The sequence below is a fragment of the Mesorhizobium sp. CNPSo 4689 genome (assembly GCF_057784325.1).
The window spans coordinates 23,084-48,244 of sequence record NZ_JBWLUZ010000036.1 but is presented as its reverse complement, the minus strand read 5'-3'; the positions used below and the strand labels follow the sequence as shown (position 1 = coordinate 48,244).

The 25,161-nt window shown below is 61.8% G+C and carries 29 protein-coding genes and 1 pseudogene; 12 read left to right on the top strand and 18 right to left on the bottom strand.

The window, feature by feature from the left end:
- Nucleotides 1-151 precede the first annotated feature (151 nt).
- Complete coding sequence (locus AC04SI_RS28305; protein WP_404281322.1) at nucleotides 152-883, top strand: DUF2270 domain-containing protein; 732 nt, start codon at nucleotides 152-154, stop codon at nucleotides 881-883.
- A gap of 89 nt (nucleotides 884-972) precedes the next feature.
- Here the strand turns inward: AC04SI_RS28305 and AC04SI_RS28300 are convergent, their stop codons facing one another.
- The 8 genes from AC04SI_RS28300 to AC04SI_RS28265 form a co-directional block, all read right to left on the bottom strand.
- Nucleotides 973-1,602 (bottom strand): ATP-dependent DNA ligase, encoded by a 630-nt coding sequence (locus tag AC04SI_RS28300; RefSeq protein WP_488475323.1) that lies wholly within the window; start codon nucleotides 1,600-1,602, stop codon nucleotides 973-975.
- A gap of 291 nt (nucleotides 1,603-1,893) precedes the next feature.
- Entirely contained in the window at nucleotides 1,894-2,232 is a 339-nt protein-coding gene (locus tag AC04SI_RS28295) for a slr1659 superfamily regulator (protein ID WP_404281324.1), read from the bottom strand.
- A gap of 18 nt (nucleotides 2,233-2,250) precedes the next feature.
- Nucleotides 2,251-2,811: a slr1658 superfamily regulator gene (locus tag AC04SI_RS28290; RefSeq protein ID WP_404281325.1), complete on the bottom strand. Its 561-nt coding sequence runs from the start codon at nucleotides 2,809-2,811 to the stop codon at nucleotides 2,251-2,253.
- Between the two features lie 2 nt (nucleotides 2,812-2,813).
- Nucleotides 2,814-5,180: a SpoIIE family protein phosphatase gene (locus AC04SI_RS28285; RefSeq protein ID WP_404281326.1), complete on the bottom strand. Its 2,367-nt coding sequence runs from the start codon at nucleotides 5,178-5,180 to the stop codon at nucleotides 2,814-2,816.
- Entirely contained in the window at nucleotides 5,177-6,346 is a 1,170-nt protein-coding gene (locus tag AC04SI_RS28280) for a methyltransferase domain-containing protein (protein ID WP_404281327.1), read from the bottom strand. The genes AC04SI_RS28285 and AC04SI_RS28280 overlap by 4 nt, the downstream gene beginning before the upstream one ends.
- On the bottom strand, nucleotides 6,343-6,864 hold the full coding sequence (locus AC04SI_RS28275; RefSeq protein WP_404281328.1) for a ubiquinone biosynthesis methyltransferase UbiE: 522 nt from the start codon (nucleotides 6,862-6,864) through the stop codon (nucleotides 6,343-6,345). The genes AC04SI_RS28280 and AC04SI_RS28275 overlap by 4 nt, the downstream gene beginning before the upstream one ends.
- A 176-nt stretch (nucleotides 6,865-7,040) precedes the next feature.
- A complete protein-coding gene (locus AC04SI_RS28270) occupies nucleotides 7,041-8,783 on the bottom strand; it encodes a putative bifunctional diguanylate cyclase/phosphodiesterase (protein ID WP_404281329.1) in 1,743 nt (580 codons plus the stop codon).
- Nucleotides 8,784-9,113: 330 nt separating this feature from the next.
- Nucleotides 9,114-10,256, bottom strand: a complete 1,143-nt coding sequence (locus AC04SI_RS28265) for a helix-turn-helix domain-containing protein (RefSeq protein ID WP_404281330.1) — start codon at nucleotides 10,254-10,256, stop codon at nucleotides 9,114-9,116.
- Between the two features lie 231 nt (nucleotides 10,257-10,487).
- On the opposite strand from AC04SI_RS28265, the gene AC04SI_RS28260 reads away from it, so the two are divergent.
- Both AC04SI_RS28260 and AC04SI_RS28255 read left to right on the top strand, forming a co-directional pair.
- Nucleotides 10,488-10,790, top strand: coding sequence for a hypothetical protein (locus tag AC04SI_RS28260; protein ID WP_192181569.1), 303 nt, complete (start codon nucleotides 10,488-10,490; stop codon nucleotides 10,788-10,790).
- A 27-nt stretch (nucleotides 10,791-10,817) separates the two neighbouring features.
- Nucleotides 10,818-11,138, top strand: a complete 321-nt coding sequence (locus AC04SI_RS28255) for a hypothetical protein (RefSeq protein WP_488475320.1) — start codon at nucleotides 10,818-10,820, stop codon at nucleotides 11,136-11,138.
- Between the two features lie 48 nt (nucleotides 11,139-11,186).
- Here the strand turns inward: AC04SI_RS28255 and AC04SI_RS28250 are convergent, their stop codons facing one another.
- Both AC04SI_RS28250 and AC04SI_RS28245 read right to left on the bottom strand, forming a co-directional pair.
- Nucleotides 11,187-11,777, bottom strand: coding sequence for a sulfotransferase family protein (locus AC04SI_RS28250; RefSeq protein ID WP_488475322.1), 591 nt, complete (start codon nucleotides 11,775-11,777; stop codon nucleotides 11,187-11,189).
- 37 nt (nucleotides 11,778-11,814) lie between these two features.
- Nucleotides 11,815-12,714: a VOC family protein gene (locus AC04SI_RS28245; protein ID WP_404281331.1), complete on the bottom strand. Its 900-nt coding sequence runs from the start codon at nucleotides 12,712-12,714 to the stop codon at nucleotides 11,815-11,817.
- Nucleotides 12,715-12,869: 155 nt separating this feature from the next.
- Between AC04SI_RS28245 and AC04SI_RS28240 the strand changes: the two genes are divergently transcribed.
- A complete protein-coding gene (locus AC04SI_RS28240; RefSeq protein WP_404281332.1) occupies nucleotides 12,870-13,676 on the top strand; it encodes a class I SAM-dependent methyltransferase in 807 nt (268 codons plus the stop codon).
- A gap of 223 nt (nucleotides 13,677-13,899) precedes the next feature.
- The gene (locus tag AC04SI_RS28235) at nucleotides 13,900-14,205 is read left to right on the top strand and encodes a hypothetical protein (protein ID WP_192181564.1); all 306 of its coding nucleotides are present in this window, start codon (nucleotides 13,900-13,902) and stop codon (nucleotides 14,203-14,205) included.
- Between the two features lie 56 nt (nucleotides 14,206-14,261).
- Here the strand turns inward: AC04SI_RS28235 and AC04SI_RS28230 are convergent, their stop codons facing one another.
- Both AC04SI_RS28230 and AC04SI_RS28225 read right to left on the bottom strand, forming a co-directional pair.
- On the bottom strand, nucleotides 14,262-14,894 hold the full coding sequence (locus AC04SI_RS28230) for a Vgb family protein (RefSeq protein WP_404281333.1): 633 nt from the start codon (nucleotides 14,892-14,894) through the stop codon (nucleotides 14,262-14,264).
- Nucleotides 14,895-14,929: 35 nt separating this feature from the next.
- Nucleotides 14,930-16,150, bottom strand: coding sequence for a helix-turn-helix domain-containing protein (locus tag AC04SI_RS28225; RefSeq protein ID WP_488475319.1), 1,221 nt, complete (start codon nucleotides 16,148-16,150; stop codon nucleotides 14,930-14,932).
- Between the two features lie 118 nt (nucleotides 16,151-16,268).
- Between AC04SI_RS28225 and AC04SI_RS28220 the strand changes: the two genes are divergently transcribed.
- From AC04SI_RS28220 to AC04SI_RS28210, 3 genes are all read left to right on the top strand, one after another.
- A complete protein-coding gene (locus AC04SI_RS28220) occupies nucleotides 16,269-17,015 on the top strand; it encodes a DUF899 domain-containing protein (protein ID WP_404281335.1) in 747 nt (248 codons plus the stop codon).
- Nucleotides 17,016-17,114: 99 nt separating this feature from the next.
- Complete coding sequence (locus AC04SI_RS28215) at nucleotides 17,115-17,399, top strand: hypothetical protein (RefSeq protein ID WP_404281336.1); 285 nt, start codon at nucleotides 17,115-17,117, stop codon at nucleotides 17,397-17,399.
- 67 nt (nucleotides 17,400-17,466) lie between these two features.
- Complete coding sequence (locus AC04SI_RS28210) at nucleotides 17,467-17,946, top strand: SRPBCC family protein (RefSeq protein ID WP_404281337.1); 480 nt, start codon at nucleotides 17,467-17,469, stop codon at nucleotides 17,944-17,946.
- A 49-nt stretch (nucleotides 17,947-17,995) separates the two neighbouring features.
- Here the strand turns inward: AC04SI_RS28210 and AC04SI_RS28205 are convergent, their stop codons facing one another.
- Together AC04SI_RS28205 and AC04SI_RS28200 are read right to left on the bottom strand one after the other, a co-directional pair.
- Nucleotides 17,996-18,292, bottom strand: coding sequence for an antibiotic biosynthesis monooxygenase (locus AC04SI_RS28205; protein WP_120018249.1), 297 nt, complete (start codon nucleotides 18,290-18,292; stop codon nucleotides 17,996-17,998).
- A 223-nt stretch (nucleotides 18,293-18,515) separates the two neighbouring features.
- A pseudogene (locus AC04SI_RS28200) lies at nucleotides 18,516-18,979 on the bottom strand (class I SAM-dependent methyltransferase); the annotation flags it as partial.
- Here AC04SI_RS28200 and AC04SI_RS28195 point away from each other — a divergent pair.
- Nucleotides 18,956-19,678, top strand: coding sequence for a LysR family transcriptional regulator substrate-binding protein (locus tag AC04SI_RS28195; protein ID WP_404281338.1), 723 nt, complete (start codon nucleotides 18,956-18,958; stop codon nucleotides 19,676-19,678). The pseudogene AC04SI_RS28200 and the gene AC04SI_RS28195 sit on opposite strands and share 24 nt — an antisense overlap.
- 8 nt (nucleotides 19,679-19,686) lie before the next feature.
- On the opposite strand, the gene AC04SI_RS28190 is transcribed toward AC04SI_RS28195, so the two are convergent.
- On the bottom strand, nucleotides 19,687-19,878 hold the full coding sequence (locus AC04SI_RS28190) for a hypothetical protein (protein WP_404281339.1): 192 nt from the start codon (nucleotides 19,876-19,878) through the stop codon (nucleotides 19,687-19,689).
- Nucleotides 19,879-20,069: 191 nt separating this feature from the next.
- Here AC04SI_RS28190 and AC04SI_RS28185 point away from each other — a divergent pair, with 191 nt between their 5' ends.
- Nucleotides 20,070-20,381 (top strand): hypothetical protein, encoded by a 312-nt coding sequence (locus AC04SI_RS28185; protein WP_404281340.1) that lies wholly within the window; start codon nucleotides 20,070-20,072, stop codon nucleotides 20,379-20,381.
- 120 nt (nucleotides 20,382-20,501) lie between these two features.
- On the opposite strand, the gene AC04SI_RS28180 is transcribed toward AC04SI_RS28185, so the two are convergent.
- Complete coding sequence (locus tag AC04SI_RS28180; RefSeq protein WP_404281341.1) at nucleotides 20,502-20,834, bottom strand: hypothetical protein; 333 nt, start codon at nucleotides 20,832-20,834, stop codon at nucleotides 20,502-20,504.
- 171 nt (nucleotides 20,835-21,005) lie between these two features.
- Here AC04SI_RS28180 and AC04SI_RS28175 point away from each other — a divergent pair, with 171 nt between their 5' ends.
- Nucleotides 21,006-23,123 (top strand): alpha/beta fold hydrolase, encoded by a 2,118-nt coding sequence (locus tag AC04SI_RS28175; protein WP_488475318.1) that lies wholly within the window; start codon nucleotides 21,006-21,008, stop codon nucleotides 23,121-23,123.
- A 37-nt stretch (nucleotides 23,124-23,160) separates the two neighbouring features.
- On the opposite strand, the gene AC04SI_RS28170 is transcribed toward AC04SI_RS28175, so the two are convergent.
- Nucleotides 23,161-24,015 carry an aldo/keto reductase gene (locus AC04SI_RS28170; RefSeq protein ID WP_404281343.1) on the bottom strand — a complete coding sequence of 285 codons (855 nt, stop codon included), beginning with the start codon at nucleotides 24,013-24,015 and terminating at the stop codon, nucleotides 23,161-23,163.
- A gap of 244 nt (nucleotides 24,016-24,259) precedes the next feature.
- On the opposite strand from AC04SI_RS28170, the gene AC04SI_RS28165 reads away from it, so the two are divergent.
- Nucleotides 24,260-24,469 (top strand): hypothetical protein, encoded by a 210-nt coding sequence (locus AC04SI_RS28165; protein ID WP_404281344.1) that lies wholly within the window; start codon nucleotides 24,260-24,262, stop codon nucleotides 24,467-24,469.
- 43 nt (nucleotides 24,470-24,512) lie between these two features.
- On the opposite strand, the gene AC04SI_RS28160 is transcribed toward AC04SI_RS28165, so the two are convergent.
- Nucleotides 24,513-25,130, bottom strand: a complete 618-nt coding sequence (locus AC04SI_RS28160) for a TetR/AcrR family transcriptional regulator (protein WP_404281345.1) — start codon at nucleotides 25,128-25,130, stop codon at nucleotides 24,513-24,515.
- Nucleotides 25,131-25,161 lie beyond the last annotated feature (31 nt).

Below are 25,161 nucleotides of genomic sequence, written 5' to 3'. Positions count from 1 at the left end.
CCCCCGCCCCCCGCTCGTCGGTCGCCCTATTTTTCCACGCCAGACATTCTGAGCCGCGCTGGAACGTTTCAGCCGGCCGCGCGTTGTGTTTTTCGGGGTGTGGCCGGTTTGTTTCGGCCGGCCACTGCGTTCGGGAGGCGCATGGCAGGGGATGTCCCAGGTCCAGACCGTGAAATCCACCGAGGCGGCAGCAGCGCCGCGGGCGTCGGATGCGTTCGCGATGAAGCTCACCTCATCGGAACTGGCAACGACGATGTCGCATTTCCATCGCGCCGAGATCGGCCGCATGGCCGGCTGGCGCGACCGGCTCGACCGGACCAGCAACTGGGCGATCACGGTCGTCGCCGCCATGCTGTCGGTGTCGCTGTCGACGCCCAGCGCCCATCACGGCGTGCTGCTGTTCGCCATGCTTTTGATCACGCTGCTGTTGTGGATCGAGGCGCGGCGCTACCGCTTCTTCGACGTCTACCGGGCCCGGGTACGCCAGTTCGAACGCTATTACTTCGCGCAAATCTTCTCGCCGCAGCCGGACTACGCCTCCAACTGGCTGGCCATTGTCGGTGAAGGCTTGCGCTCGCCCCGCTTCCTGATCTCGCAGCGTGCGGCCCTGGTGCGGCGGCTTCGTCGCAACTACCTCTTCATGTACACGATCCTGATGCTGGCCTGGGTGCTGAAGATCACGACGCCCAGCCTGCAGCGCGAAGGGTCACCGATCGGCTTCGGCGCCTCGTTCCTCGACGCGATGCGGGTAGCATCGCTCGGTCCCGTGCCCGGCATCGTCGTCGCGTGCATAGTGGGGTTCTGCTATGCCGCGCTGCTCGCCGCGGCCTTGCTCGTCAGCAGTGAGGAAGGCGAGCTGTCGCATGGCACCGTGCATGTGTGAGCATGGCAATTCCGCCATCGTTCCGAAACGTTCGGTTCCTATTTCAGCGACATTGTCGAGCGGAAGTCCTTGCGCTGTTGCGGTTGGGATCAAGGCTGGTCTGGCACGGCAATGGGCGCAGAATATTTGGCCTTCAGCCATGTGTTCGACGATCCGCTCCTGTAGCGGCTGTCGGCGCGCTTGGAGATGATGCCCTCGAGCCCCATCTCATCGACGGCGCGGAAGATCGCTAGCGCACTGCCTTCGAAATGCGCGCTGTACTGGATCTTGCCGAGGCCGGGCTCAACCAGCTGCCACAGCGCCTGCTTGCGCTGCAGCAGGGGCAAGGAGGCAAGATTGCGACCGTCGAGATGGAGAATGTCAAATGCGACGAACACCAACCGGCTCGGCTCGTTCCAGATCGCGGCTTCCAGCGCGGGACAATCGGGAGCGCCCTGCTCGCCCGCTACAATGACCTCGCCGTCGAGAATGGCAGCCCGGCATGGCAGCTCGGCTGCCAGCGCGATGGGCCAGTATTTTGTGGTCCAGTCGTGGCCGTTCTTGCTGTAGAGACGCACGCCGCCTTTATCGATGATGATCTGTGTCCGGTAGCCGTCGAACTTGATCTCGTGAACCCATCCCTCATCTTCGGGCGGGTGCTCGACCGGAGTCGGGATCTGCGGCGGAATGAACTGCAGCCGGCCGCTGCTGACTTTGGGACGCTTACTCAAGACGACCACCTTTGACCGCGTGGCGGCGGCATGATCGGCACAGGCGGCCCGACATCCCCCCAACGTGGACGCCTGCCGCCTGTGCCGAGCCCCCGCCAAGCCACTACGAACATCTACGCACGAGGCCGGATTGTCGTTAGCTTCGCATCCAAATACTTGTCCGGGCGTACATATCTCGCTGTAGGCGGCGATCCTGCACCGTTCTCACTGTCGGTACAGGCTCTCGCACCGTCCCCGGCTGGCCTATGCTATCTCGGGTTGCCGGCCCACGCAGTCCCCTGCAAATTTTGGGCGACCTGGTCAGTCCATCAAAAGCACCACAGCGGGATGCAGCTTCTTCAGATTCGGCAATGATTTCGATTGCCAGGGTATGTCGGGCGTTCCACGCACGATGAGTCGAACATCGGGATGCTTGCGCACCTCGATGGTAAATTTCGCCAGCAGGTTGATACCGGAAGAATTGAGAAACTGAAGGTCCTTTAAATTGAGCGTAACGGAAGAGGGATTTGAGGCAAGAACACCGATCGCCAAAGCCATGATGGGTGCACCAGCCTCGGAACTGGCAAGCCGCATTGCACCGTCGAAAAAGATATCGCTTCCTTCGATCCACACGCGGTAGTCGTCTGTTTTGATTTCCATGGCCTGGCTTCGTTTCATCTAGTTGTGCGTTTGCGAGATCGGAATGGAGGCATATGTCTCCAGGCAAATCCGATCGCTTTCGTCGGCAGAGCTGAATATCCAAGCCAAACGCGCGTCATAGTCGCTCATCAACGTCAGCAATCCGAGTCCTGAGCGTACCACGTCGGGGTTCGCAGCATTCGCTTCGATTCGCTGTATCAGCAGGTCTCTGGGGTCGCCAACCGTGATGTCCGCCAGGAGACTTTGGAACTCGGACGCGTTTTCACCATCGAGGTCATTCGACACCTTGAGCTTGAAGCACTCCGAATCCATCGACGCCTCGATCACGATTTCGCCCGGTGCGCGAAACTTGACGGCATTTTCGATGAGCTCGTTGACCAGATACCCGATGCTGTGCCGCACTTCCTTGTAGTCGTTGCGGGACGACTGAAAGCGCAATGCGAAAAGATCGGCGATGAAGTCCGAAGTCGTAGCACAATGACGCCAACTCAAGTCGAGAGGTCCGTCGAACAGCCGCACCCGGCTGACACTTTCCATCATCCCGATAGCAAGGTCAGGGGTACCGAACAGCGTGGTCATTCCTATGTGTGCCTTATGATTACGAGGGTGATGTCGTCGTGGATCTTCTGGATTCCGATATGGGCCATAAGATCCTCAATGATCCCGGTTTTGATTTCCTCTGCGCTCCTGCCATAACGTTTTCGTGCGCTCTGGCAGAGGCGCTCGAACCCGAATAGCCTTCGGTCCTGGTCTTCCGCCTCGGTCACACCGTCGGTGTGCAGCACGATCACGTCGCCACTCCCGAACACGATGTCGCGCGTGGCAATGAACTGCGAGATGTCATGCTCCAGACCAACCGGCAGACCCAGATCAAGCGTATCGATGCGTTCGACTTCCCCACCCGCACGGACGACCAGAACGTCCTCATGCTGGCCGGATAGCGTTACCTGCTCACCCTCAAAGTCAAGAAAGGCCAGCGAGAGATGCTTGTCCGTGTTCGTGCGCTCAATGTTCTTGTAGATCGCCCTGTTCAGCCGATCCAGAAACTGGTGCGGATCCCCTTCGTTGGTCTCCTGCAGCGCGCGTGCAACGGATTGGACCATCAGCATCAGCACGCCGCTCTCGAGACCATGACCGGTCACATCGCCGATCCCGATCTTGACCCGTGACCCGTTCTGCAGGACGTCGTAGTAGTCACCGCCGACCTCGTCGGCAGGCCGCATGTAGGCTGCGATCTCCAGCCCCGGAATCGCTTCGAGTTCGAATGGTTTCGGCAGGACCATCATCTGGATCTGCCTGGCAACTGCGAGCTCGGCACCGAGGCGGACGTTCTCGTCCCGCAACTTTTCATTGAGTGCGGATATCTCCTGATTTGCGTCCCCGAGCTCTCTGGTTCGGTCGTCGACGAGTTGCTCGAGGTTTTCCGTGTGAAAGCTGATCTGCTCAGCCATCCGGTTGAAAGCTATCCCTGCCGCTCCAACTTCGTCGCGCGTCGGAATGCTCACGCGGACTGAATAATCTTTGGACTGGAGCCGCTGGGCGGCGCTGGCAAGCGCCCTGAGGCCCGCGGTGATCCGCTTCGAAATTCCGAGCACGGCCGCGAAGACAATCAGAAGCGAAACGACGATCGCGGCGATCTGAAACAGCAGGATACGATTGGTTGCGCGAGAAATACTCTCCTGAGCGGCGAACAGGGATGCATAGATCTCCCGTTCGGGAACGACGATGCCGACCGACATCGTTTCGGACTTGATCGGTCCCGAACTCCACAAATTGGTCGGCTTCAATCTCTTGAGGACGACAATGTAGGGGACGCGTTCGCCCTTGTTGTCGAGCATGATATGCTGAATGACCCCGTCATTGTTCTGGTCGAGAGGCAGCGACGCGATAGCCGGCTGTGTACTTCCCCGCAGAGACCTCTCCAGGCCGGTGACGCCCTGCGTGCCCGCATCGCTCGATGAAGTCAGGCCGATGATCGCCTGGCCCGACGGATTGATCGCCACCACGTTGCCAGTCGACATCGTAAGGAAGCCGAACCCGGTTTCAGCGATCTTCACACGTTCGACGACTTCCGCGAGCTGATCGAGAGTGATGTCTGCTCCTGCCGTACCGGCGATACCGGTGCGATCGCGCGTCCACAGCGGGTGGAAAAAGCTGACGATCAGCTTTCCCGTGATTGCATCGGTGTAAGGCGCCGTCTGGGTAATGTCGTCAGGAACCGGACGTGAGGCTGGATCCTTGGCCCATTGCTGCCATGACCCATAGATTCCCGGAAAGAAAAACTCCCAGAACTCCGCCTTGTTGTGGCCTGGATAGAGCCGGTCGAAGGTCTGTGCCTGGTCCGTATACGGTACCGTCCTGAAGATCGGCCGTTCTTTGGGACCAATGTAGTACATCTGCAGTTTGGACGACCCGCTGGCCATGAGAGTCGGCGCGACGAGATCGATCACGGTACTGTCTTCTATTTCCTGCTGAACGGCCGGCAACGGACTGTGGTCGGCGCCCAGCAGGTAGCCCCAGACGCTTACCACGGAAGGCGCGCCCGGCAGATTCTGCGCCCAATCGCCCTGCGTGTCGTAGACGACCTTCACGGAGCCGGGCGTCTCATGCGAAAGGGTCGCTCCGACCTGTTGCTGCCTCATCGGATCGTCGATCTGGGCCTGCAGCACGCCGGCCAGCGCCTTGACGTCCCCATGAACCCGATCGAGCAGCAGGTCGACACTCAATGCTGTCGAATCGGCATAGGAACGAAGGTATTCCTCGTTTGCGGTCGTCAGGCCCTCACCGACTTCCGACGTGGCATCGCGCGACAGCTCTTGAACGTTCCAAAGCGCCAGACCACCGCTCAGCAGGAGATCGAACAGTACGGCGCCGCCAACGACCAATACGAACTTCGCTCGAAAGGAGCGCAGGCCGAAGCGCGGTGTGGGCTCACTGTCGGTTTTCATTGCGGCCGTCGCCCCGATGCGACCCAGATCGGCCAACCCGCATAACCCTTGGGATGGAGCGCAGCGAAAATGTGGTCCTGGAAGCCCTGCCGGAACCGTGCGACGAACTCCGGACAGTCGCCGCGTTTGCTCGCCATCTCGCCCGCATAGACATCGGCCCAGGCCGCAATGACATCGGCAAAATCCTGCGGATCGCCGTCCAGGTTAGTGACCATGAAGGTCTCGACACGGATGTCTTCGAATCCGGCTTCGATCAGGTATCGCCGGCTCTTGGGCCCAAGCTCGACGTCCATCTCGAAATGCCCGAACAGCTTCGCCACCTCGTTGTAGGTCCAACGAATGCTTTCGGCGCGCGGCTCGCCGAGGCAATGCGAATTTTTCTCGTTGGTGATGTAGACCCGCCCGCCTGGCTTGCATATGCGGTAGAGCTCCTTGAGGATGAGTTCAGGTCGATTGAAGATTTGAAGGGAGTGGCGGCAGGTCACCAAGTCGAACTGCGCTTCGTCGAGCAGCATCTCCGACGCATCGCCATAGGTATATTCGATGCCCCGGATATCGAACTCCCGCATCACGCGTCGAGCATAATCCAGGCTTGATATGGAGTGGTCGAGGGCGACGATCCGCGACGGCTGGAACTCCTTCTGCACGAGCACGGCGAAATCACCGATCCCGCAACAGATGTCGGCCATGACAATCCCGGGCCTCATGCCGTGTCGCGGCAAGATCGCGCGCTCGTGGCGCCAGGTCATCTTTGTCTGTGTGCGCAGGATTGGAACGAACCCGCCTTCCTCAAGGAAGCCCTGCCCCGGATAGAATTCGCTGTCATACTCTTCGACCGTGATGTTCGGTTCGATTCCGCTCAAGCGACCGAATTTTCGCGACGTCCATCCGACGACACTTGACGTGATGACGACGAATTTGAGATCGGGCCGAGCGCGGCAAGCGTCAATGATGATCCTTGAAAAGGCGTGAAACGCAGCGTTGTTCATCTGCGTCAGGCGTCTGACGTTGACGTAGAGAACGCCGCGCACCCGGCCGATCGCATCGCGGAGCAATGCTATGCTGGGCCCAAGCTCATCGATGGCCTGAGGCCGGACCACCCCCGATATGGAGAACTCCTGGTTGTTGGCGTCGTATTGCGCCTTGAAACGCGGGAGAAGGCTCAATTTCGCAGGCCCTCAAGCGGAAGATCCACGACAAGCTTGATTGCATCACCATCGGCTTCCTCCAGCCTGAGTGTCGCGTTGTAGTCGACAGCCAGTTCCAGGAGTACGACCTCCCGGCTGGGCGCGAGATCGCCAGACACCGAATTGAGGTATCGCTCCCTGGCCTCTATTCCTGCGACTTGCGATACGGCTTCTTCGTAGAACCGGCGCTCCTCTGGCACACAAGGAAGTATCAGCTCGATCCTGTCCGTCGCGCCATGGCGGGACACCCTGCATGCCAGTTCGCCGTCGGCATGGCGCGTACGAAAGGCGACTTCCAGCAATTCGTTGAAGGCAGAGGAAAAGAGATTTGAATGCCGGACCGAGTCTGACCTGTTTTGACTGATCATCCGGGCCATGTATGTCGAGACATAATCGCAGTGTCTCCAAACGGAGACAAAAGCTTTGATTTCCATGTCAATCTGGATCATGGGCTCAAAAGCCGGCCCGCCAGCCAGGTCATGATGAACAGGTTCCATCGGCATCCTCCCTTGTTCCATCAGTACTGTGCCCTGGTGGGGCGATGACCTCCGAGGCGGATAATTTCACCGCGGCCCGTTATGAGTCAGTCTCGCATCGACTCGAAGAATGCGCGGTATCTGCCTCGATCGTTTCTACAAATCTCCCCTTCACAGTTAACAAAGGGTGCAAGGCGCTAGACCGCCCGATTTGATCCCTCCATCGCTCGTACCACCCTCAGCGGGGACCGCCTGATGAAATCGCTGGTTGCCTCGGCTCCGAGCGGGCGTCCCAGGAAATTCCCTTGCAGGCAATCGCAATTCTCCTTGATCAGCCACCGTGCCTGTGCCGACGTCTCGACCCCCTCGGCGGTAACGCTTATTCCCAGGCCGTGCGCCAGATTCATGATCGATCGCACGATGGTCTGGCTTTTGAGGTCGGTCTCCAGGTCCGCGATGAAGTATCGATCTATCTTCAGCGTGTCGAAAGGAAAGTTCTTAAGGTAGCTCAACGATGAATAGTATGTTCCAAAATCGTCGAGCGATATTCGTATCCCCAAGACGTTCAGGGTATTTAACGTGTCGATATTGTCGATCGTCTTCTCAAGAAGAACCGTCTCGGTTATCTCGAGTTCAAGTCGGTCTGCTCGGATTCCCACTGCGTCGATGACCTGAGCGACCGTGTCCGTCAGCGAACCGCTAAGGAACTGAGCCGGCGACAGGTTCACCGCGACCGTCAGCGAGGAGGGCCACGTCAATGCCTGGCGACAGGCTTGCTCGAGCACCCATCGTCCAATCTCGTCCATCAGACCGTCGGCTTCGGCGATCGGTATGAACACACTGGGTGGAATGATTCCGATCTCGGGATGCCGCCACCGCAGTAGCGCTTCGAAACCGATCACCGACGAGGGAGGCCGAATGAGCGGCTGATACTCCAGATAAAGCTCGCCCCGCTCCAGAGCGGTTCGAAGGCTGCGCCTCAGATTCTCGCGTTGCTCGAGCAAGAGCAGCATCGAACGGTTGAACGTTCGAGCGCAACCGCGCCCATCCGTCTTGGCTGCGTAAAGTGCAATGTCAGCAGCTTTCATCAGCTGCTCGCCATCGGTCCCGTGCTCCGGCCCGAAAGCAATTCCGATACTCGAGCCGACGAAGACGGCAATGCCGTTGATGACGAACGGCTCCTTGAACGCTTCGACCAGCGATCCGGCGAGGCGCTCGGCTTCCGCCGGCTGATCCTTTCCCAATTGGATGACAGCGAACTCATCGCCGGCATACCGGTACGCGGATTCGCCGTCCTGCAGCGCGTCGCGGATTCGACCTGCCGCGAGCTGAAGAAGCGTATCGCCTGCTCCATGGCCGAGCGTGTCGTTGACCGCTTTGAAATCGTCAAGGTCGATTTGCAGCAGGGCGGCTTTCGGTTTTGGTCCGCCGATGGCCTCCAGTGCCTGCTGCAGCCGCTCGCCGAATCTCCGCCGATTCTGCAGGCCGGTCAGCACGTCGTGCGTCGCCTGGTGGAGCAGAATTACATGCTCCTGTTCCTCCGCCGCGCTCCGCCCGCCGTGCTCCCTTGATTCGATGATTCCCACACCATTTGCAGTAGCGAAGACGAAAGCGGACCGTGGCGCTTGGCCCGACGATCGCGGCAAATCGATGCTGGCCGGAGAGCCGCCGTGGAGCACACGAAGAAATTCGTCGCGATGCCTCGCATCGAGGAAGCTCGGGTAGATCTCCCAAACAGCGGCGCCCGGCGCCACCGCGCCTCCGTACACACCTTTGAGCCTGGTTGCGTAGTGCGTCAGGTTGAAGTCGCGGTCATAGAACGACAAAAGTTCGGTCGTGTTCGCCAAAAGGTCAGCGAGAAGCGCTTCGCCGGCACGTGGAACATCGCTCGAGGAAGGCCCCTCACTCTCGGTGCCGACGCCTGATGCCTCTGGATGCAAGAGCCACCTCCGTAAACGGTGCAAATCCGCGTCCCCCAGTCTAGAAATAACATAACTATCAAGCTTGGCAAACTTTCAACTCGCAGTCTTAACAAGCGCCGCATGCGGCGTAGTTGCAATGTACGCTCCGCTGCAATTGGCGGAAAATTATCAATAACGATGAACAGTCGCAACTCGTTAATAAATCGGGAATTGGCGGGGATTAGCCATACGATTGGCGGCGCGGTGGACGCGACACGAAGTATTGTGATCTATGAGGCGGCGTGGCCTTCCCCGCCCCGGCAAGCCTGTTTTGAGCCCCGCCCCGTCCCAAGATCGCCGATCCCCAATTCAGTTTCCGAGCGCTTTGAGCCAACCTTCAAAGGAAGGGGCCTTCTCGTGTCCCGCAAGCGAAACAGAGTTGGCGGGGCGCGGCAATACCACAGCAGTCCGGCCTTCGCGGGGGCTGTAACCGAATTCCTTGCTGAATGCCCGGCTGAAATTCGCCGCAGAACTAAACCCGAAGGCTTCAGCAATTTCAACTATACGCCGGCTGTCCGCCGGATCGCTAAGCGCAATATGGGCTGCCAGAAGGCGGCGACTTTGTATGTAATGGAGAACACCACCGCTCGGTTCGAACAACTGATAGAGACGAGAGCGTGATACGCCGAGCGCCCGGCACATTGTATCCGGTGTCAAATGAGCCGCATCCAGATTGTTTTGGACGTATCGACGCGCTCGCTCCATCAACGCGACACTCGTCAATTGTTCGGAGGCCGCAACATGTTCCGCCGGAGGCGTGAGGCAGGCAATGATCATGCTGCGTGTTGCGTGTACGATGCGAGGCAGATCTTCAGCCGTGAGACTGCGCAGCCTTGCTTCAATGCTGTTTACGTAGTCAACCAAGAGGTTGGCAAAGTTGCCGGACAGAATTGAATTGTTCTTTGCGTCGAGAGTTGCCGCCGCATCAGAGAACAAATCACGCGGCAGATAGAGAAAGAGACTTTCGGAGTCCGTTGTCCTCCCGCGAAACGGATAGCCAAGCGACCTGATCTCCAATTTGCCCGGCTGGCCTTCTGCAACACGGCGATCGACCTCTGTCCACGACCGGCCAATACGTGGCAAGACGATATACCAGTGATCGATCGAGCTGGACCGAAGCTTAGCGGCAGAACGGATGTAACTATGTGCCGGAGCGTGCTGCTGGACGATCAGCATGCCACCGAGGTTCCAAGCCGTGTGGTTGGCGGGAAAGCCATCGTCCAGCGATCTGTCATCCGGCAACCTGACCTCGACAAGCGGCGCCATATGCGCTTGCCAAGCGGCGAATTGATCCTCTGGCGCCAGTTCGAGCGTTGAAAAGGGCAGAGGTTCGAGCGCCGGCGCGAGTAACGGAGCAGCCTCATTGTGAGGTTGAGCTTCGCGTGCCCAGCGACGTCGATCACGCTCCGGTGCCTGCTTCGCAGAGGTCTTGTCTTGCCTTTTAGCGTCCATCGCGTGGTGCCATATCCGAATCGGCTATGCCCATGCCCCTCTCAATCATGTGGTGTAACTCAGGCATCTGGCAAGACTGGCGGACTCGAGTCGACTGAAACGGCGATCACGCTGGATTACGGCAAGAAATGCATTCCGAGATAAGTTTCTGGATGCGAAGCTAACGACACTCTTCAACCTGATGCGTATAGAATCGAGCATCGTGAAATATTAGTTGAGGAGACCACCGAAGTGACCACAAAGCTCAACAGCGAAGCTCGTCGCAGGATAATTCTTGATGGATACGGTAACAACGAACCGTTGAAGGATATTGCGGCAAAGATCGGATGCTCCCTGGCGAGTTTGAAAGTCACCGCCAGTAAACTCGGCTGCACTCGAACACCGAAAGAGGCGGCGGAATTTCGACGCGGCTTTCATGTTCCGGAACACAAACGGCAAGATTATTACCAACTTATGGTTGCTGGACAATATAAAGCTCGTGAGTGTGCGCTGATTTTGGGATTAATTACAGAGCAATCATCAGCAAACAAGTAAACTTATTCAAATACACTGCAGACGATATTGTCACTTAAGCAGTCCATCGCTTCAGCGGTTCATCAGCAAAAAAGCCCGCCGCAAGCACGGGTAGCGGGCCCTGAAAGGTTCGCACGGATGCTGCGTCGACGTTTCAATCGCACCTGCCTCAGCCTTCACGATCTGGCTATTTGCGAACGCGTATTCGATCAGGTCTGTGCGGATGAGCATCTCGACCCTTTGGACCCGGACACCGAAATCTTGGCGGTGATGGTTGTGGCCATTTTTCGAAATGCTCACACCAGCGAGCGCGAACTGATGGAGGCGGTCAGATCTCGTCGGCAAAAGGTCGGGGGAAGCGGGCATTAGAGCGTGTCTGAGCGCGGCAATCGCCCATCGCTTTGAAAAGTGCGATCCCTATTTCAGCGACAGCCATGTCGAGCGGAAGTCCTTCGTGTTGTTGCGGTTAGGATAGGGCTGGTCCGGCACGGCAACGCCAAGATGGGCGCAGAGCGGCTCCCAGCCGTCGCCCAGCCTGTGGACCAGCAGGCGCTCGGCCGGCACTGTGGCAATGACACCCTCGACATTGGCCTCATAGGCGGCGATCGCGGCCGCGCGATCCTGCGGCCGGCCGGCGAAGACCTGCTTGGCGATGAGGGCGACGCCTAGCGAATCCGGCTCCTGGCTAGTGGCGATGCCGGCAACGATCGTCTTTTCGAAACTCTCCCACCAGCTTTCCGGCGAGCGCCAGGTGAGGATGACGCGGGCGTCGGGGTAGAAATCGATCAACTCCCGCCAGTAATAGGCCGACGGCCAGTCCATGCAGGAGACATAGCCGGAGAACAGCGTGTTCCAGTCGGGCGCGGCACCCTTGGCCAGCGCGCGCCAGAGCCGCTTCTGCTCTTCGTTGGTGTTGACCGCGGACATGTGGTGGCAGGGGCCGTAACCCAGGATCGCAAGCGCCTCGCGCATCGAATCCGTGCCGGTGCGGCCGAAGCCGGTTCCTATTATTTTGATATGCCACCCCTCCCCTTGATCGAGCAGATCAGTCTCCCGCCACCACGATCCGCAGGCGGTTGCCCTCGGGATCAGCGAGGTGCAGTGCCCCATCCGTTTGCGTCGAAGGCAGGTTCGCGTTGCCGAGCCGCCGCGCGACCGCAGCGAGATCTTCAGCCGATGGAACCACCACGGTGAAATGATCGAGACCGGCGGCACCGGGCGGCGGTTCGCGCAATTCGTCGCGAGCCCAGATATTGAAGGCGACCATGTGCGGGCGCCGGTCGGTGCCGCAGTCGAACAGGCCGAACGAGCGGGACTGGATGTGCGGCCCGAAGCCGAGCGCGCCGAGATAGAATGCCATCAGCGCTTCCGGCGAGCGGGCGCGCATATGAATATGGCCGATGAAGGCGTGCGCCGCCAGCATGGGTTCGACATGGCCGGAATTGCCGAGCTCGCGCAGCAAGCCCGCGACATCCAGCGGCTCGAGGCCGGAATGGGCGCTGCCGTCTCTGGCGATCAGGGTGACGCGGCCGTCCGCGGTCTCCTGTCTCGAGGCATAACGCTCGGGCGTGTCGAAACAGATCTCGATGCCGTTGCCGGATGGGTCGGAGACATAGAGGGATTCGGAGATCAGGTGGTCCTGGGCGCTGTGTCTCAGCCCCGACGCCTTGAGCCGGGCGGCAACGCGCGCCAATTCCTTGCGCGTCGTCACATGGATGGCGACATGGAAGAGATCGCGCGACTTCGGCGGCAGCACGGCATCCGCCCCGGCATGAAGCACGATCAGCGCCTTGCCATCGACGCCGAGTCCGACTGTTGCGCCATCATCGCTAAGCACCGCGAGGCCGACCGCGTCGACCCAGACCGGCAAGGCCGCTGCGATATCGATGACGCGCAGATGAACCGGCCCGAGACAGGTCGCGCTGGCCAGCAATTCTTCGCTCATCGATCGTCGTCCGGATTGCAGCCTCAGAACATTAGCTTTGAACGATATAGCTGTCTTGTGCAAAGTGACCGGTCGCGCGTCCCACTGGTCCTGTCAGGGAGGCGGGCGTATCCTGCAGTCCAATGGTCTGAAAACGATCTCGCTAGGAGATTGCGATGGCTCAGGCAACGCGTCACGACGCTTGGCAGGCGGGAGACAGCTACGACCTCTATATGGGGCGATGGAGCCGTCAGATCGCTCCTCTCTTCCTGGATTGGCTCGATCCGCCCGAGGGGCTGGATTGGCTGGAGGTGGGGTGTGGAACCGGGGCGCTGTCCGCGGCCATCCTTGCGCGATGCAGCCCCGCGAGCCTGGTCTCGATAGATCCCTCGGAGGGCTTTCTCGCCAAGGCGCGCGCAAACGTGCCTGACGGCCGTGTCGAGTTTGCCCAAGGTGATGCGCAGGCGCTGTCCGTCCAATCGGGCAGCAAGGACGTGGTCGTGTCGGCGCTGGTCCTCAACTTCATCCCCGACAAGCAGAAGGCGCTCGCGGAGATGCGGCGGGTTGCTCGCCCTGGAGCGGCGATCGGGCTCTATGTATGGGACTATCCTGGCGGCGGCGTGGAATTCATGCGGGCATTCTGGACAGCAGCGACGGCCCTCGACCCCGCCGCCATCGACCTTGCCGAGGACAAACGCTTTCCATTCTGCACACCGGACGGATTGACCGACCTCGTGAAGACGGCGGGACTGGTTTCCATCGACTGCACCCAGATCGAAATGCCGGCTGTGTTCAAGGACTTTGACGACTACTGGCGCCCCTTCACGCTGGGCGCAGGTCCGGCGCCGGGCTACTGCATGAGCCTCGAACCGCCAGCCCGCCAGCGCCTGATGGAGAAATTGCGTGACAGCCTGCCGCGCGGCGAGGACGGATCAATCCCCATGAAAACCAGAGCCTGGGCAGTGCAAGCCAAGGTAAGCTGAAGGTCGCTGCGCCAGACCAGGAACGATATCGCTCTCCGGAGCGGTTCACCGTTTCGCGGAACGCAGAACCGCTCCATCCTTTTGTTTTGACGCAATTCCGGACGGAAAACCGCTACGCATTTTTCCTGGAATTGCTTTAGCGGAAAGTTCGGGTTGACCGCTCCCGGGCACGAAGCGACTATCGGGTCCAGCCAGCCGGCGCAGACTGCAGGGAGGAAATGCAATGGACGAACCCGATCAGTGGCGTCACATGTCGAGCGCGCCACGGGACGGCAGCCGCATCCTGGTCACAGTGCGGCCGTCCGAACAGGGGCCAGCGGAAGTCGACATGGCCTATTGGTCGCGCGCCGACCAGTTCGGCGCCGAAGGCTGGCGCGCCTCCGACTCCTCGCCGGGCCGGGTGGTCGAATATGCCGACCCGGAGCTGAAATGCTGGATGCCGCTGCCAAGGGCCAATCCGGGCCGGGCCTCGATGCCGGCGCCCTGGGAAGGCGAAGACGTGCCGCTGCTCGACGGCTCCGGCATATGAGCGGGAGCGGCCGGCGACGACCAGTGCAACCGCATCGGGTTTGACCCCTTCGGTCGTTACCTCGGCCGGCGCACCGCTCGCACCGTTCCGCCGGATCCGCTGCCGCAGAAGAAGCAGTCGCCGCCATCGGATTCGAGGCCGGACACGCCGGTGCCGGCCGGCATGTCCAGCCGCTCCAGGACCTTTCCGGTTTGCGGGTCGACGCGCCGCACATCACCCTGGTCGCCTTCCCAGGTGCCGTGCCACAGTTCTCCGTCGACCCATGTCACGCCGGTGACGAAGCGGTTGGATTCGATGGTGCGCAGGATTGCCCCTGTCTCGGGGTCGATCTGGTGGATCTTGCGCTCTCGGTACTGGCCCACCCAGAGCGTCCCTTCGGCCCAGGTGAGCCCGGAATCGCCGCCGCCGCCCGGTGCTGGAATCGTGGCCAGCACCTGGCCGGTGTCCGGATCGATCTTCTGGATCCGGTCCTTGGCAATTTGGAACAGGTGCTTGCCGTCATAGGCGGTGCCGGCATGGGCGGCGACATCGATCGAGCGCAGCGTCTCACCGCTTGCCGGGTCGAAGGCGGTCAGCTTTTCGCCGGAGGCAAACCAGACATTCTTTCCGTCAAAGCTCACCCCATGCACGGCGTCCACCCCCGGAAAGGGTCCGTATTCGCGCAGGATTTCGGCCGCTGCATGTTTCATATCTTTGTCCTCGCCAAGATTATCAATGATAGCTCCTAGCCGTTCGGCAGCGGTGCCGGGAGTAACAAGGTGGTCGTGAATCCGGCCACCGGTGGCGTCATCCAGCGGCGCGCGCGGCCGTGCCCGAATGACTGCACCTTGCCGGTCAAGGCGAGCTGCTCCAGCGCCCGCTGCACGCTGCGCTGTCCGGCGCCCAGCGCCAGCGCCAGCGCCGAGCTGGCCCAGGATTCACCATCGGCAAGGAAGGCCAGCACCGCCGCGTGCCGCTCTTCGATCGGCCGCGCCAGCACCAGCACCTCGCCGGCCTGGCGTGGCGTCAGCGCGAAGCCTCGCTTGGTCGCGCCGATGTCGGCCAGCGGCCGCAGTTCGGCGCGCAGCCGGCCGATCTCGACCCGCAGCCTGGCGCGATGCGATTCATCGGCGTGCTTGCCGCCGAAAGCCCGTGCCACGAGTTCCTCTCTCGACACATCCCCCGGCCACGCTTCGGCGAGCGCCCGTGCCAGCGCAAACAGCACCGGGCGCGTGGCCAGCGAGATTGTCGCTTCCTGCTTGCGCACGAGATGGCGCAAGGCATCGACGACCAGAGCCGGCGAGGCCTGCAACGCCTCGACCTCCTCGAGCAGCAGCGGGCGCTCTTCGCCCTTGGCGATCAGCCGCGCCGCGGGTGTCTCCAGCGCCAGGAATGCACTGTCGACCTCCGCCGTCAGCCCGGCAATGCCGGCCCGGTTCGCGGCCAGCCTCGCCCACTCCAGCGCCTCGCGCGCTGCTTTCGTCCTGAGGCGACGCATCGCGATCCCGGCGACGGCGAGCTCGTGCGCGGCCCGCGAGGCCGGCGGAAGGGGCGCCGGGTCGAGCCCGGCCAGCACACGCTCGGCTTCGTCGAGGCGGCCGATCAGCAGCAGGCGCCGCACCGTGAGGTGTCCAGCGTGCGCTGCGTTCAGCCGGTCGCCATGCTTTTCCAGCGTCGCCCGCGCCGCGTCGAGCGTCTTGGCCGGCCAGCCGAGATCGCGCGAGACCAGCGCGATCTCGGCCTCGGCAACAATGCATCTGGCGCGCGCCACGGGCTCTTTCGGGCTGAAGCCGCGCACGGCGCGCCGCAGCAGCAGCTTGGCGCGATCGAGGTCGCCAAGCTGTGCCATGGCGATGCCGCGCAGCGCCAGCGCCGGTGCATCCTCACGCAAGGCGACGCGGTCGAGCGCGCCGAGCGGATCACCGGCCGCCAGCGCCAGCCCAGCCGCGGTGATCAGCGAGTCCATTCAAATCCCGTCACACTTGTAACTCCCACCTTTCGGCACAGGGCCCTACTCTATCTCACCATCGGCAACCAACAACACGTCGCAACGGCGTGACGACAGACTGGCAAAGGAGAAGACCATGACCAAGCACACCGCAATGAAGACACCGCCTGTTGTTTCGCAGCAGCAATGGGAAGCCGCGCGCGAAAAGCTGCTGGTGAAGGAGAAGGCCACGCTCCGCGCCAAGGACGCTTTAGCCGCCGAGCGCCGGCGGATGCCGTGGATGGAAGTGGACAAGACTTACACGTTTGAGGGACCCAACGGCAAGGCGAGCCTGCTCGACCTGTTCCACGGCCGCCGACAGCTGATCGTCTACCGCGCCTTCTTCGAGCCCGGCGTCTATGGCTGGCCTGATCACGCCTGCCGCGGCTGTTCGCTGGGCGCTGACCAGGTCGGCAATCTCGCCCATCTCAACGCCCGCGACACCACGCTCGTCTACGCCTCGCGCGCTCCGCAGGCAGACATTGCGCGGCTGAAGAAGCGGATGGGCTGGGAGATGCCCTGGTACACCATCACCGACAGCTTCGACAAAGACTTCGGCGTCGACGAATGGCACGGCCACAACGTGTTCATCCGCGACGGCGACCGCATCTTCCGCACCTACCTCATCAACAGCCGCGGCGACGAGGCGATGGGCACCGTCTGGAGCTACCTCGACGCCACGCCGCTCGGCCGCCAGGAGGTCTGGGAGGACTCGCCCGAAGGCTATCCGCAAACCCCGACCTACAAATGGTGGAACTGGCACGACAATTACGACGCCGCGCCCGACAAGAAATGGGCCGAAGTGTCGGATGCCGGAGAGGCAGCTTTCCGGGACAACAACTAGCTGGCGGGTTTGGCAGGGCGCCCGGTGCCGTCGGCGAGCGGGCGGCCTCCCCTGACACGTGCCAGTGGCGCAATTGCGCTCCATCAAGGGAAAGAGACCATGAGCGAGACCCATGCAGGCACCGGTGGTGCGATCCCCAGTGATCAAGCCAATGCAGTTACCCTTGGCACCACCGACTGGCTGTGCCTTGCCGCGGCACCGACCTTTGCGCTGATGGCGCTGCTCACCTGTGTTCAGGGTGGCGATGCGGCCACGCTGTGCATGGGCGCGAATGCCTCGCCGCTCACCGGAATGCCGGCGATGTATCTGTTGATGAGCGCCTTCCATTTGGCGCCCTGGCTGCGGGTGATTTCCGGCCGGCAGGCACGCCCGGGCCGGGAATAACCAACCTCAGGCATTTGAACCCTTTTGATCGCTGACAAGCAGACCCATCACGAAACAGGAGACCGTCATGACCAATCGCAATTTCACCACTGCCTTCACGGTGGACCAGACGCCGGAAGCAGCTTTTACGGCCATCAACAATGTCCGTGGATGGTGGTCGGAAGAAATCCAAGGCCGAACCGACAAATCCGGCGAAGACTTCAACTACCACTATAGCGATCTCCACCGCTGCAAGATCAAGGTGACGGAGCTCGTCGCCGGTAAGAAGGACGCCTGGCGCGTGCTGGACAATTATTTCAGTTTTACCGAGGACAAGACCGAATGGACGGGCACGGAGATCATCTTCGATATCTCCGGCAAGGACGGCAAGACCGAGGTCCGCTTCACCCACCAGGGCCTGGTTCCGGACTATGAGTGCTACGACGCCTGCTCCGACGGATGGCGCACCTATATCAACGGCAGTCTGCGCAGCCTGATCGCAACAGGCAAAGGGCATCCCAATGTCGGGGACCCCATGACCGACAGCGAACGGACGCTTGTTGCCTAGCTGGTTCCCCCGAGGGGTGGATCGCGAGGGGGGATTGGCTGTTGCTCCCTCAGTGCACTTCCGCGACAACCGTCCCCGAGACCGGGTCCGTCACGCCGAGATTGCCGCCGAGGTCTTCCAGCGTATCGCGGAATGTGTCGAGAAGGCCGATCATCGATGGCCGCGCGGCGGCGAGGCTGTCCATGTCGTTCCACTCGCCGACAAAGCAGAACGTGCCTTCGCCGGTCTTGATCAGGGCGCCCTTGCGAAAGCCCGCGGCGTTGAGCGCGATTTTCTCATGCGCTTCGATGAAAGCCTTTTCCTTGCCTGGCTTGGTGCGAAAACGGACGACATTGTAGGCGGTCATAATTTCCTCCCATCGGTTCAAGTCATGCGCTCCGGTCCACATGGAGCAGAACGCTGCTCTAACCATCTGTTTTTCCGCATTTATGCGGACACCATAAAATAGCATTCGGCAGCAGAATACTCTATAGCGGTTCTGCTTCTGATAGAGTGGCTGGCCCGCTCTAAATATTTGTTTTTTACGCAATTCCGGACGGAAACCGCTACGCACTTCTCCTGGAATTGCTCTATGGACGTGCCTCCAGAACCATGTTGAACGGCGTCTCGGTGGCGCGGCGGAAGCGCTTGAAGCCACCGCCGGTCACGACCTTGCGCAATCGCGCCTCGCCGGCCTGGGCGCCGAGCCCGAGCCCGACCTCCTGCGACAGCGACGCCGGCGTGCACACGAAGGTGGAAGCGGCATAGTAGACGCGTCCGACGGGATTGAGGTTGGCGGCCAGATGATCATGCGCGAAAGGCTCGACGATCATCCAGGTGCCGTCCGGCTTGAGCGAGCCATGGACATGGGTGGCCGCGCCTGCCGGATCGCCCATGTCGTGCAGGCAGTCGAAGAAGGCGACGAGATCATAGGTGTCCGGATAGGTCTTGGCGGCTGCGACCTCGAAGCGCGTGTTGGCGCTGACCCCGCTTCCTCGGCGGCCTTGCGGGCGCGTTCGATCGAAGGCGCGTGATAGTCGAAACCGACGAAGCGATGCGGACCCATCTGGATGAGATATTGCAGCGCTCGGAGACGGCGAAGAAGACCGCCAGAAGCTTCCTCTCGCTTGAAAGCGCCTCGCTGACGCTGGGCGTCATGTGCACCATCGGCCCGTTGTGTTTCATCAGTTTCCTCAATGCCTTTCGCGAGCGCTATCCAGGCGTCGAGGTGACGGTGATCGAGGGCGCGGCCAACCACCTCACCGACCTGCTGACCGAGGGCACGCTCGACATCGCGCTGCTGGCCAGGCCCGAACCGTTCGACCACCGGCTGAGGGCCGAGCCTGTCTATCGCGAGCGCTTCGGCCTCGCCTTCTCGACCGGCCATCCCTTTGAGACGCGCAACACGCTGCATCTGACCGACGTCCAAGGCGAGGCCTATCTCGAGCGCATCAACTGCGAATACGGCAATCACATAGACGAGCTCTGCCGCAACATCGGCTTCGACATCCGCAGCGCCTTCCGCTCGGAGCGCGAGGACTGGATCCTGGCAATGATCGCCGCTCGCATGGGTGTCTGCTTCATCGCCGAGTACTCGGCCAATCATCCCGGCGTCTGCCACCGGCCCGTCGTCGACCCTGAGATTATCCGCGAAGTTTCGCTGGTTTCGGTGGCCGACCGCGCGCCCTCACCCGCCATCTCGGCCTTCGCCAAGGCAGTGACCGAGCACGACTGGCAAACGGCGGAAGCCTGAGCAAGGCCTCATGGCCAGGCGCGCACCATTGCATTCGTCGAAAGCCAGGCCGTCAACGGCAGCGTCAGCAGGAGCGCCAGCCGCAGGCCCGCCGATCGTGCCTCGTTCATTTCGCCACGCCGGAGCCGTCGCCAAGTCTGCATGGCTGCCACAAGGGCGAACAGCGCGTAGAGGCCGGCCAGAGCCCAAATGAGCTGCATGCCCGTTACCGGGACGCCGGCCATTGCGCCATGAACGCGCCTTGCTTGTGAGGGGCAGGATGGGCAACGCCTCGGCACCCGGCCTCAGCGCTCGCATCCTCTTTAATTGTCGCGAAATCTAAGGCTTTTGGAGAGCTGGTGCCCTTAGACAGAAACACTAAAGTAAATGTGTTGAAAGTGAGGGTTTTAACATGGCAACGGAAAGCCCAAAACTGTCGGAGTCCGAGAGTCTGGTTTCAGAAGCTCAGGCGCGGCGCGATTTTCTCAAGAAGGCCGGGCGCTTCGCGGCAGTGACACCGCCGTCCGTAACGCTTCTGCTCGGCACAAGCCTGAGCTCCGCGGCGATCGCCAAATCGGGTGGATCACGTCCCGGCAATGGCTGGGGGGACAAGAACCACATCCACCGCGGCCCTCCCGGTCAAGCCCGGAAGGCCGCTCATGGTCGTTCCGACAACTCCGGCGGCGGGTCTCACGGGGGCTCGAGGTCCGGCGATCCTAACTAGCAGGGTACTCGGCATTTATATGATGGCCCGGGCTGCTGTGCCTCGCCTTCTCTCCTTGTGGGAGAAGGCCTCACCACTCAGCCGCCTCACCCTTTCCCGCTCCGAACCTCAGCCCGCCCATCAGCGGCTTGACCAAACGGCGCGAGCGGTCGCGCCAGTCATGTCGGGTACGGTATCCATGCCCACGCTGGGTGGCGATGCAGTCGATGAAGCGCTGCGTCCGCGGCGTGGGAACAGGATGCTTGCGATCCGCGCTGCAAGCGCCCGCAGGCGGCTTGCCGTTTCCGTGAGATCGATCCCGCCGGGTCCCGTTTCCCGGCAGGCCCGTTGTTTTTCAACATAGCGCGCAAGTTCGATGTCGTGGCGCTGCGGCACGGGCTCGTCACGCCCATGCCCGTTCCGCCGGGGGTCGTCATGCCAGATGGGCCATTCGACTGTGTTCGGGGGCAGCATGGCATCGCTCCTTGACTGATCGTATCGACCAACTGTCGTCCGCGGCCGTGACGAAGGCGGTGAAGCCAGCGTGATGGAATCGTGAAAAACGGCGCTCAGGGCAGATCGCGGTTGAATTAGCGGCCGCTACACGAAAGAATTGCCGCCAAGCCATGGCTGGGGCGAAATCCAATGACGGGGCCTCATCTTCATCTGCTGGGTGGTTTCGACTTTGCCGGTGTCGGGGCCGCGGTCCCGGTCTTCAGCCGCAAGGCGCGCGCCATGGTGGCTTACCTCGCGCTGCAATCCGGGCATTCGCAATCACGCGAGAAGCTCGCCACGCTGCTCTGGGGCGTCAACAGCGAGACCCAGGCCCGGATGAGCCTTCGCCAGGCAGTGTCTTCCGTCAGGAAGGCCATGCACGCGTCCGGCGGGCGCTTCATGACGGACGGCGACAACATCGCCCTCCATCTCGATGGCCTTGATTTCGACGTCGCGCGGTTCGAGGCGCTGGCCGCCAGTTCGGCGCCTGAAGACCTCGAACAGGCGCTTCTCGTCTACCGCGGCGACCTGCTCGATGGATTCGGCCTGAAGGCGGAGCCGTTCGAGGACTGGCTGCGGATCGAACGAGAGCGCCTGCGGGCTATGGCCGTCGCGGCGCTGGACAAACTCGTCGTGCACTATTCCGCGACGAACGATCCTGCCTCATGCGTGCGCGCTGCAACGCGGCTGCTGGCCATGGAGCCCCTGAGGGAGGATATCCACCGCGCCCTGATGCGAGCCTATGCGGCGCAGGGCCGGATCAATCTCGCGCTCAGGCAATTTGAGCATTGCCGCGATGCGCTGCAGCGCGAACTCAAGCTGCAGCCCGAGCCGGAAACCCGGCATCTCCACGAAGAGCTGCGGACGCGGCGCATGATGCCGCAACCCACCTCCCGCACGGCCGCTCCGGCGTCGTCAGCGTCGCCAGCCCGAGCCGGCGAACGGCCGGCGTTCGGGAGCGAGCCGATGCGCCCTCCGACCCACTATGTCAAATCGGCCGGGATCAACATCGCTTATCAGGTGACCGGCGACGGGCCGATCGACCTGATCTATGTGCCTGGATGGGTCTCCAACCTCGACCTTGCCTGGGCCTCGCCGCGGCTTTCGCATGTCCTCCGGCGGCTTGGCACTTTCTCGCGCCTGATCCGCATGGACAAGCGCGGCACCGGGCTGTCCGACCGCAATGTCGGCCTGCCGACGATGGAAGAGCGGATGGAGGACGTGCGTGCGGTGCTGGATGCGGTCGGCTCGAAGCGCACGGTGCTGTTCGGCAGTTCCGAGGGCGGCCCGATGTGCATGCTGTTTGCGGCGACCTATCCCGAGCGCACGGCGGCACTCGTGCTCAACGGAGCCTATGCCAGCGGCAGATGGTCGAGAGGCTATCCGTGGGCGAAGACAAGCGAGCAGGTGGAAGAAGATCTGGCGGTCGTCGAGAGAGAGTGGGGAGCGGCGGCGGATATGAGCAACGCGGCGCCCAGCCTGATGAGCGACACGTTCGAGCGGGAATGGTTCGCCGCCTATCTCAGGAATTCAGCCTCGCCCGCCGACGCTATCGCGCTCTGGCGCTGGGGAACCGAAATCGACGTTCGCGATATTCTGCCTGCCATTCATGTTCCGACGCTGATCGTGCAGACGGCCGGCGACCGCTGGATAAAGCGGGAAGAAGGACGCTACCTGGCGACGCATATCGAGGGCGCCAGATACATCGAGCTTGCCGGCCGGGATCACGTGATGTGGGGCGAGAATTCCGATCGCCTCGTCGACGAGATCCAGGCTTTCGTCACCGGCGCCTTGCCGGCGGCGCCGGGCGAACGCGTCCTGGTGTCGGTGCTGTCCGTGGAGATCGAGGGCTCCGATGCCGGCGCGGATCCGATCGAGCGGCATGCCGAGGATATCCGGGCCGAACTGCTGGTTGCCGAAGGCAGGCAGATCAGGCGCTCGGCAAGCGGATTTCTCGCCGTGTTCCAGCGGCCGACGCGGTCGATCCAGTGTGCGATCGCGATCCGCCATCGCCTGAGGCAATCCGGTCTCGACGTCCGCGCTGCAGTCCACACTGGCGAATGCGAGGAGCGTAGCAATGATTTTTCGGGCATCGCGATCGACCTTTCATCGCGGCTGCTCGACCGGGCGCGGCCGGGCGAGATCATCGCGTCGCGAACCGTGCGCGATCTCGTGGTCGGCTCCGGCCTGACGTTCGAGGAGCATGGTGAGATGGAAGCCAGCGGCCTGCCCGGCGTGCTTGCGTTCTTTACGGTCGACGGGGGATGATCTCCCTCCTCCCACAAGGGAGAAAGGAGAGCATAGCTCAGAACAAAAACGCGGCCGTCGCGGGATTCGCCCCGTTGCGGCCGTCGGGTGAATCCATGCCGCCGATCGTCTCGAGGTCTTTCGCGTCCAGCTCGAAATCGAAGACATCGAAGTTGGCGGCGATGCGGTCCTGGTGGTTCGACTTCGGGATGACGATCAGCCCTTCCTGCAGGTGCCACCGGATGACGACCTGCGCCACCGACTTGCCATGCTTTCTGGCAATGCCCGCAAGCGTCGGATCGCTCAACAACCGGCCGCTGCCCAGCGGACTCCAGCTTTCGATGCGGATGTTGCGCCTGGCTGGAAAGTCCCTGGCGTCGCGCTGCTGGAAGCGAGGATGCAGTTCGATCTGGTTGACGACTGGGGTCACTCCGGTCTCGCCGATGATGCGCTCCAGATGGTCCTGGTTGAAATTCGAAACGCCGATCGATTTGATCCGGCCGGCCTGCCTGAGTTCGACCAAGGTCTTCCAGGCCTCGACATATTTGCCCTGGCTGGGCACCGGCCAGTGGATCAGGAACAGGTCGAGCTGCTCGATGCCGAGCTTCTCCATCGTCTCGTCGAAAGCCCGCAACGCGGTGTCGCGCTGATGCGCGCCGTTGCGCAGCTTCGAGGTTATGAACAGCTCGCCTCTCGGCACGCCGGCCTTGCGGATCGCCTGCCCGACCCCTTGCTCATTCTGGTAACCTTCGGCGGTGTCGATCAGCCTGTAGCCGGCCTCGATCCCCCAGCCTACCACCTCAGCGGTGATGGCCGGATCGACCTGCCACACGCCGAGGCCAAGCTGGGGAATGGCGGCGCCGTCGTTCAGCGCAATCAGGTCAGGTCTATTCAGGGTCATCTGTTCAGGCATGTCCAAGTCCTTCCGCAACGTTGCGCCCCAGCGCAGGCCTTATCTAGGCACTGCGGACGCCAGGGCCAGTCACCATCACCAGAAAGTGCGGCGGTGGGTCTGCCAGGAGACCGCCGCTCCCTCGCCGCAGTCGACTCGGACCGCAGCGGAACTTTTTGCATGGCTAATGTTTTCTTAACCACGCACCCGCAATTTCATCGGAGCGCGTTGCAATCGTTGCGAAAGCGTCTGCACGGGAGGCGTCATGCCGATTCGCCGAAAAGCTCAGGATGCCGGCATTTTCGATCCGTCCGAATTGGCTTTGCTGGCGCGGGTCTTCGAACGGCTGAAACGTGAAAGCGATTCGCCCGATCGTCTCGAGGGGCTGGCGTCGCGCATTCTTGCCAACTACATGGCCGGCATCCTCGACGAGGCGGAACTTGTCTCGCTGTCGAAGCAACCGCTGGGACGATAGCGAAGCGCATTCAACGCCCGATTGTCGAAGCAGCTTCGACGCCTCAACTCGCTTTCGCGCCGAACCGCAACCCATCCATCAAGAGCTTGACCAGCCGGCGCGAGCGGTCGCGCCAGTCCTTGGTGTCGGGCGCGGAATAGATGCCGCCCAGCGCATGCAGCACGTCGGAGGCGTCAACGTCGCCGCGGATCGAGCCGTCGGCGACCGCTGCCTCGACCAATCGGCGGAGCGCGAGCGTCACCCGGCCCGACATGTCGGAGAACAGGGTGGAATTGGTGGTGAGCAGAATACGCAGGCTGGTCGAGAGCCCGCGCTTGGTGGCGATGTAGTCGACGAAGCGCTGCATCCACTGTTCGAGCGCGACATCGGGCGGATGGTGGAGCGCAAGTTCGTCGGCGGCTTGGCAGAGCCCCTCCACCTCGCGGCGGTAGACCACCTCGACCAGATGTTCGCGGGTCGGGAAATGCCGGTAGAGCGTGCCGATGCCGACGCCGGCCTGGCGGGCGATCTCCTCCAGCGAGGCGTCGACGCCATTTTGGGCGAAGGCCGCCGCAGCCACTTCGACCAGTCGGTCACGATTGCGCTGCGCGTCGGCGCGCAACGGCTTTTGCTGAGCGGCGGGTGCCTTGTCCTCGACGGTTTCTGCCGGCTCTAGAGCCAATTTTATCTCCACATGCAATTCGGGGCTTGAA

Coding starts and splice junctions, on each gene's coding strand:
- AC04SI_RS28235 (WP_192181564.1), top strand. CDS start 13,900: ATGGACGAACCCGATCAGTGGCGTCACATGTCGAGCGCGCCACGGGAC.
- AC04SI_RS28295 (WP_404281324.1), bottom strand. CDS start 2,232: ATGGAAATCAAAACAGACGACTACCGCGTGTGGATCGAAGGAAGCGAT.
- AC04SI_RS28275 (WP_404281328.1), bottom strand. CDS start 6,864: ATGGAACCTGTTCATCATGACCTGGCTGGCGGGCCGGCTTTTGAGCCC.
- AC04SI_RS28220 (WP_404281335.1), top strand. CDS start 16,269: ATGACCAAGCACACCGCAATGAAGACACCGCCTGTTGTTTCGCAGCAG.
- AC04SI_RS28265 (WP_404281330.1), bottom strand. CDS start 10,256: ATGGACGCTAAAAGGCAAGACAAGACCTCTGCGAAGCAGGCACCGGAG.
- AC04SI_RS28245 (WP_404281331.1), bottom strand. CDS start 12,714: ATGAGCGAAGAATTGCTGGCCAGCGCGACCTGTCTCGGGCCGGTTCAT.
- AC04SI_RS28240 (WP_404281332.1), top strand. CDS start 12,870: ATGGCTCAGGCAACGCGTCACGACGCTTGGCAGGCGGGAGACAGCTAC.
- AC04SI_RS28185 (WP_404281340.1), top strand. CDS start 20,070: ATGGCAACGGAAAGCCCAAAACTGTCGGAGTCCGAGAGTCTGGTTTCA.
- AC04SI_RS28175 (WP_488475318.1), top strand. CDS start 21,006: ATGACGGGGCCTCATCTTCATCTGCTGGGTGGTTTCGACTTTGCCGGT.
- AC04SI_RS28210 (WP_404281337.1), top strand. CDS start 17,467: ATGACCAATCGCAATTTCACCACTGCCTTCACGGTGGACCAGACGCCG.
- AC04SI_RS28230 (WP_404281333.1), bottom strand. CDS start 14,894: ATGAAACATGCAGCGGCCGAAATCCTGCGCGAATACGGACCCTTTCCG.
- AC04SI_RS28290 (WP_404281325.1), bottom strand. CDS start 2,811: ATGACCACGCTGTTCGGTACCCCTGACCTTGCTATCGGGATGATGGAA.
- AC04SI_RS28165 (WP_404281344.1), top strand. CDS start 24,260: ATGCCGATTCGCCGAAAAGCTCAGGATGCCGGCATTTTCGATCCGTCC.
- AC04SI_RS28205 (WP_120018249.1), bottom strand. CDS start 18,292: ATGACCGCCTACAATGTCGTCCGTTTTCGCACCAAGCCAGGCAAGGAA.
- AC04SI_RS28170 (WP_404281343.1), bottom strand. CDS start 24,015: ATGCCTGAACAGATGACCCTGAATAGACCTGACCTGATTGCGCTGAAC.
- AC04SI_RS28305 (WP_404281322.1), top strand. CDS start 152: ATGTCCCAGGTCCAGACCGTGAAATCCACCGAGGCGGCAGCAGCGCCG.
- AC04SI_RS28190 (WP_404281339.1), bottom strand. CDS start 19,878: ATGCAGCTCATTTGGGCTCTGGCCGGCCTCTACGCGCTGTTCGCCCTT.
- AC04SI_RS28285 (WP_404281326.1), bottom strand. CDS start 5,180: ATGAAAACCGACAGTGAGCCCACACCGCGCTTCGGCCTGCGCTCCTTT.
- AC04SI_RS28180 (WP_404281341.1), bottom strand. CDS start 20,834: ATGCTGCCCCCGAACACAGTCGAATGGCCCATCTGGCATGACGACCCC.
- AC04SI_RS28215 (WP_404281336.1), top strand. CDS start 17,115: ATGAGCGAGACCCATGCAGGCACCGGTGGTGCGATCCCCAGTGATCAA.
- AC04SI_RS28225 (WP_488475319.1), bottom strand. CDS start 16,150: ATGGACTCGCTGATCACCGCGGCTGGGCTGGCGCTGGCGGCCGGTGAT.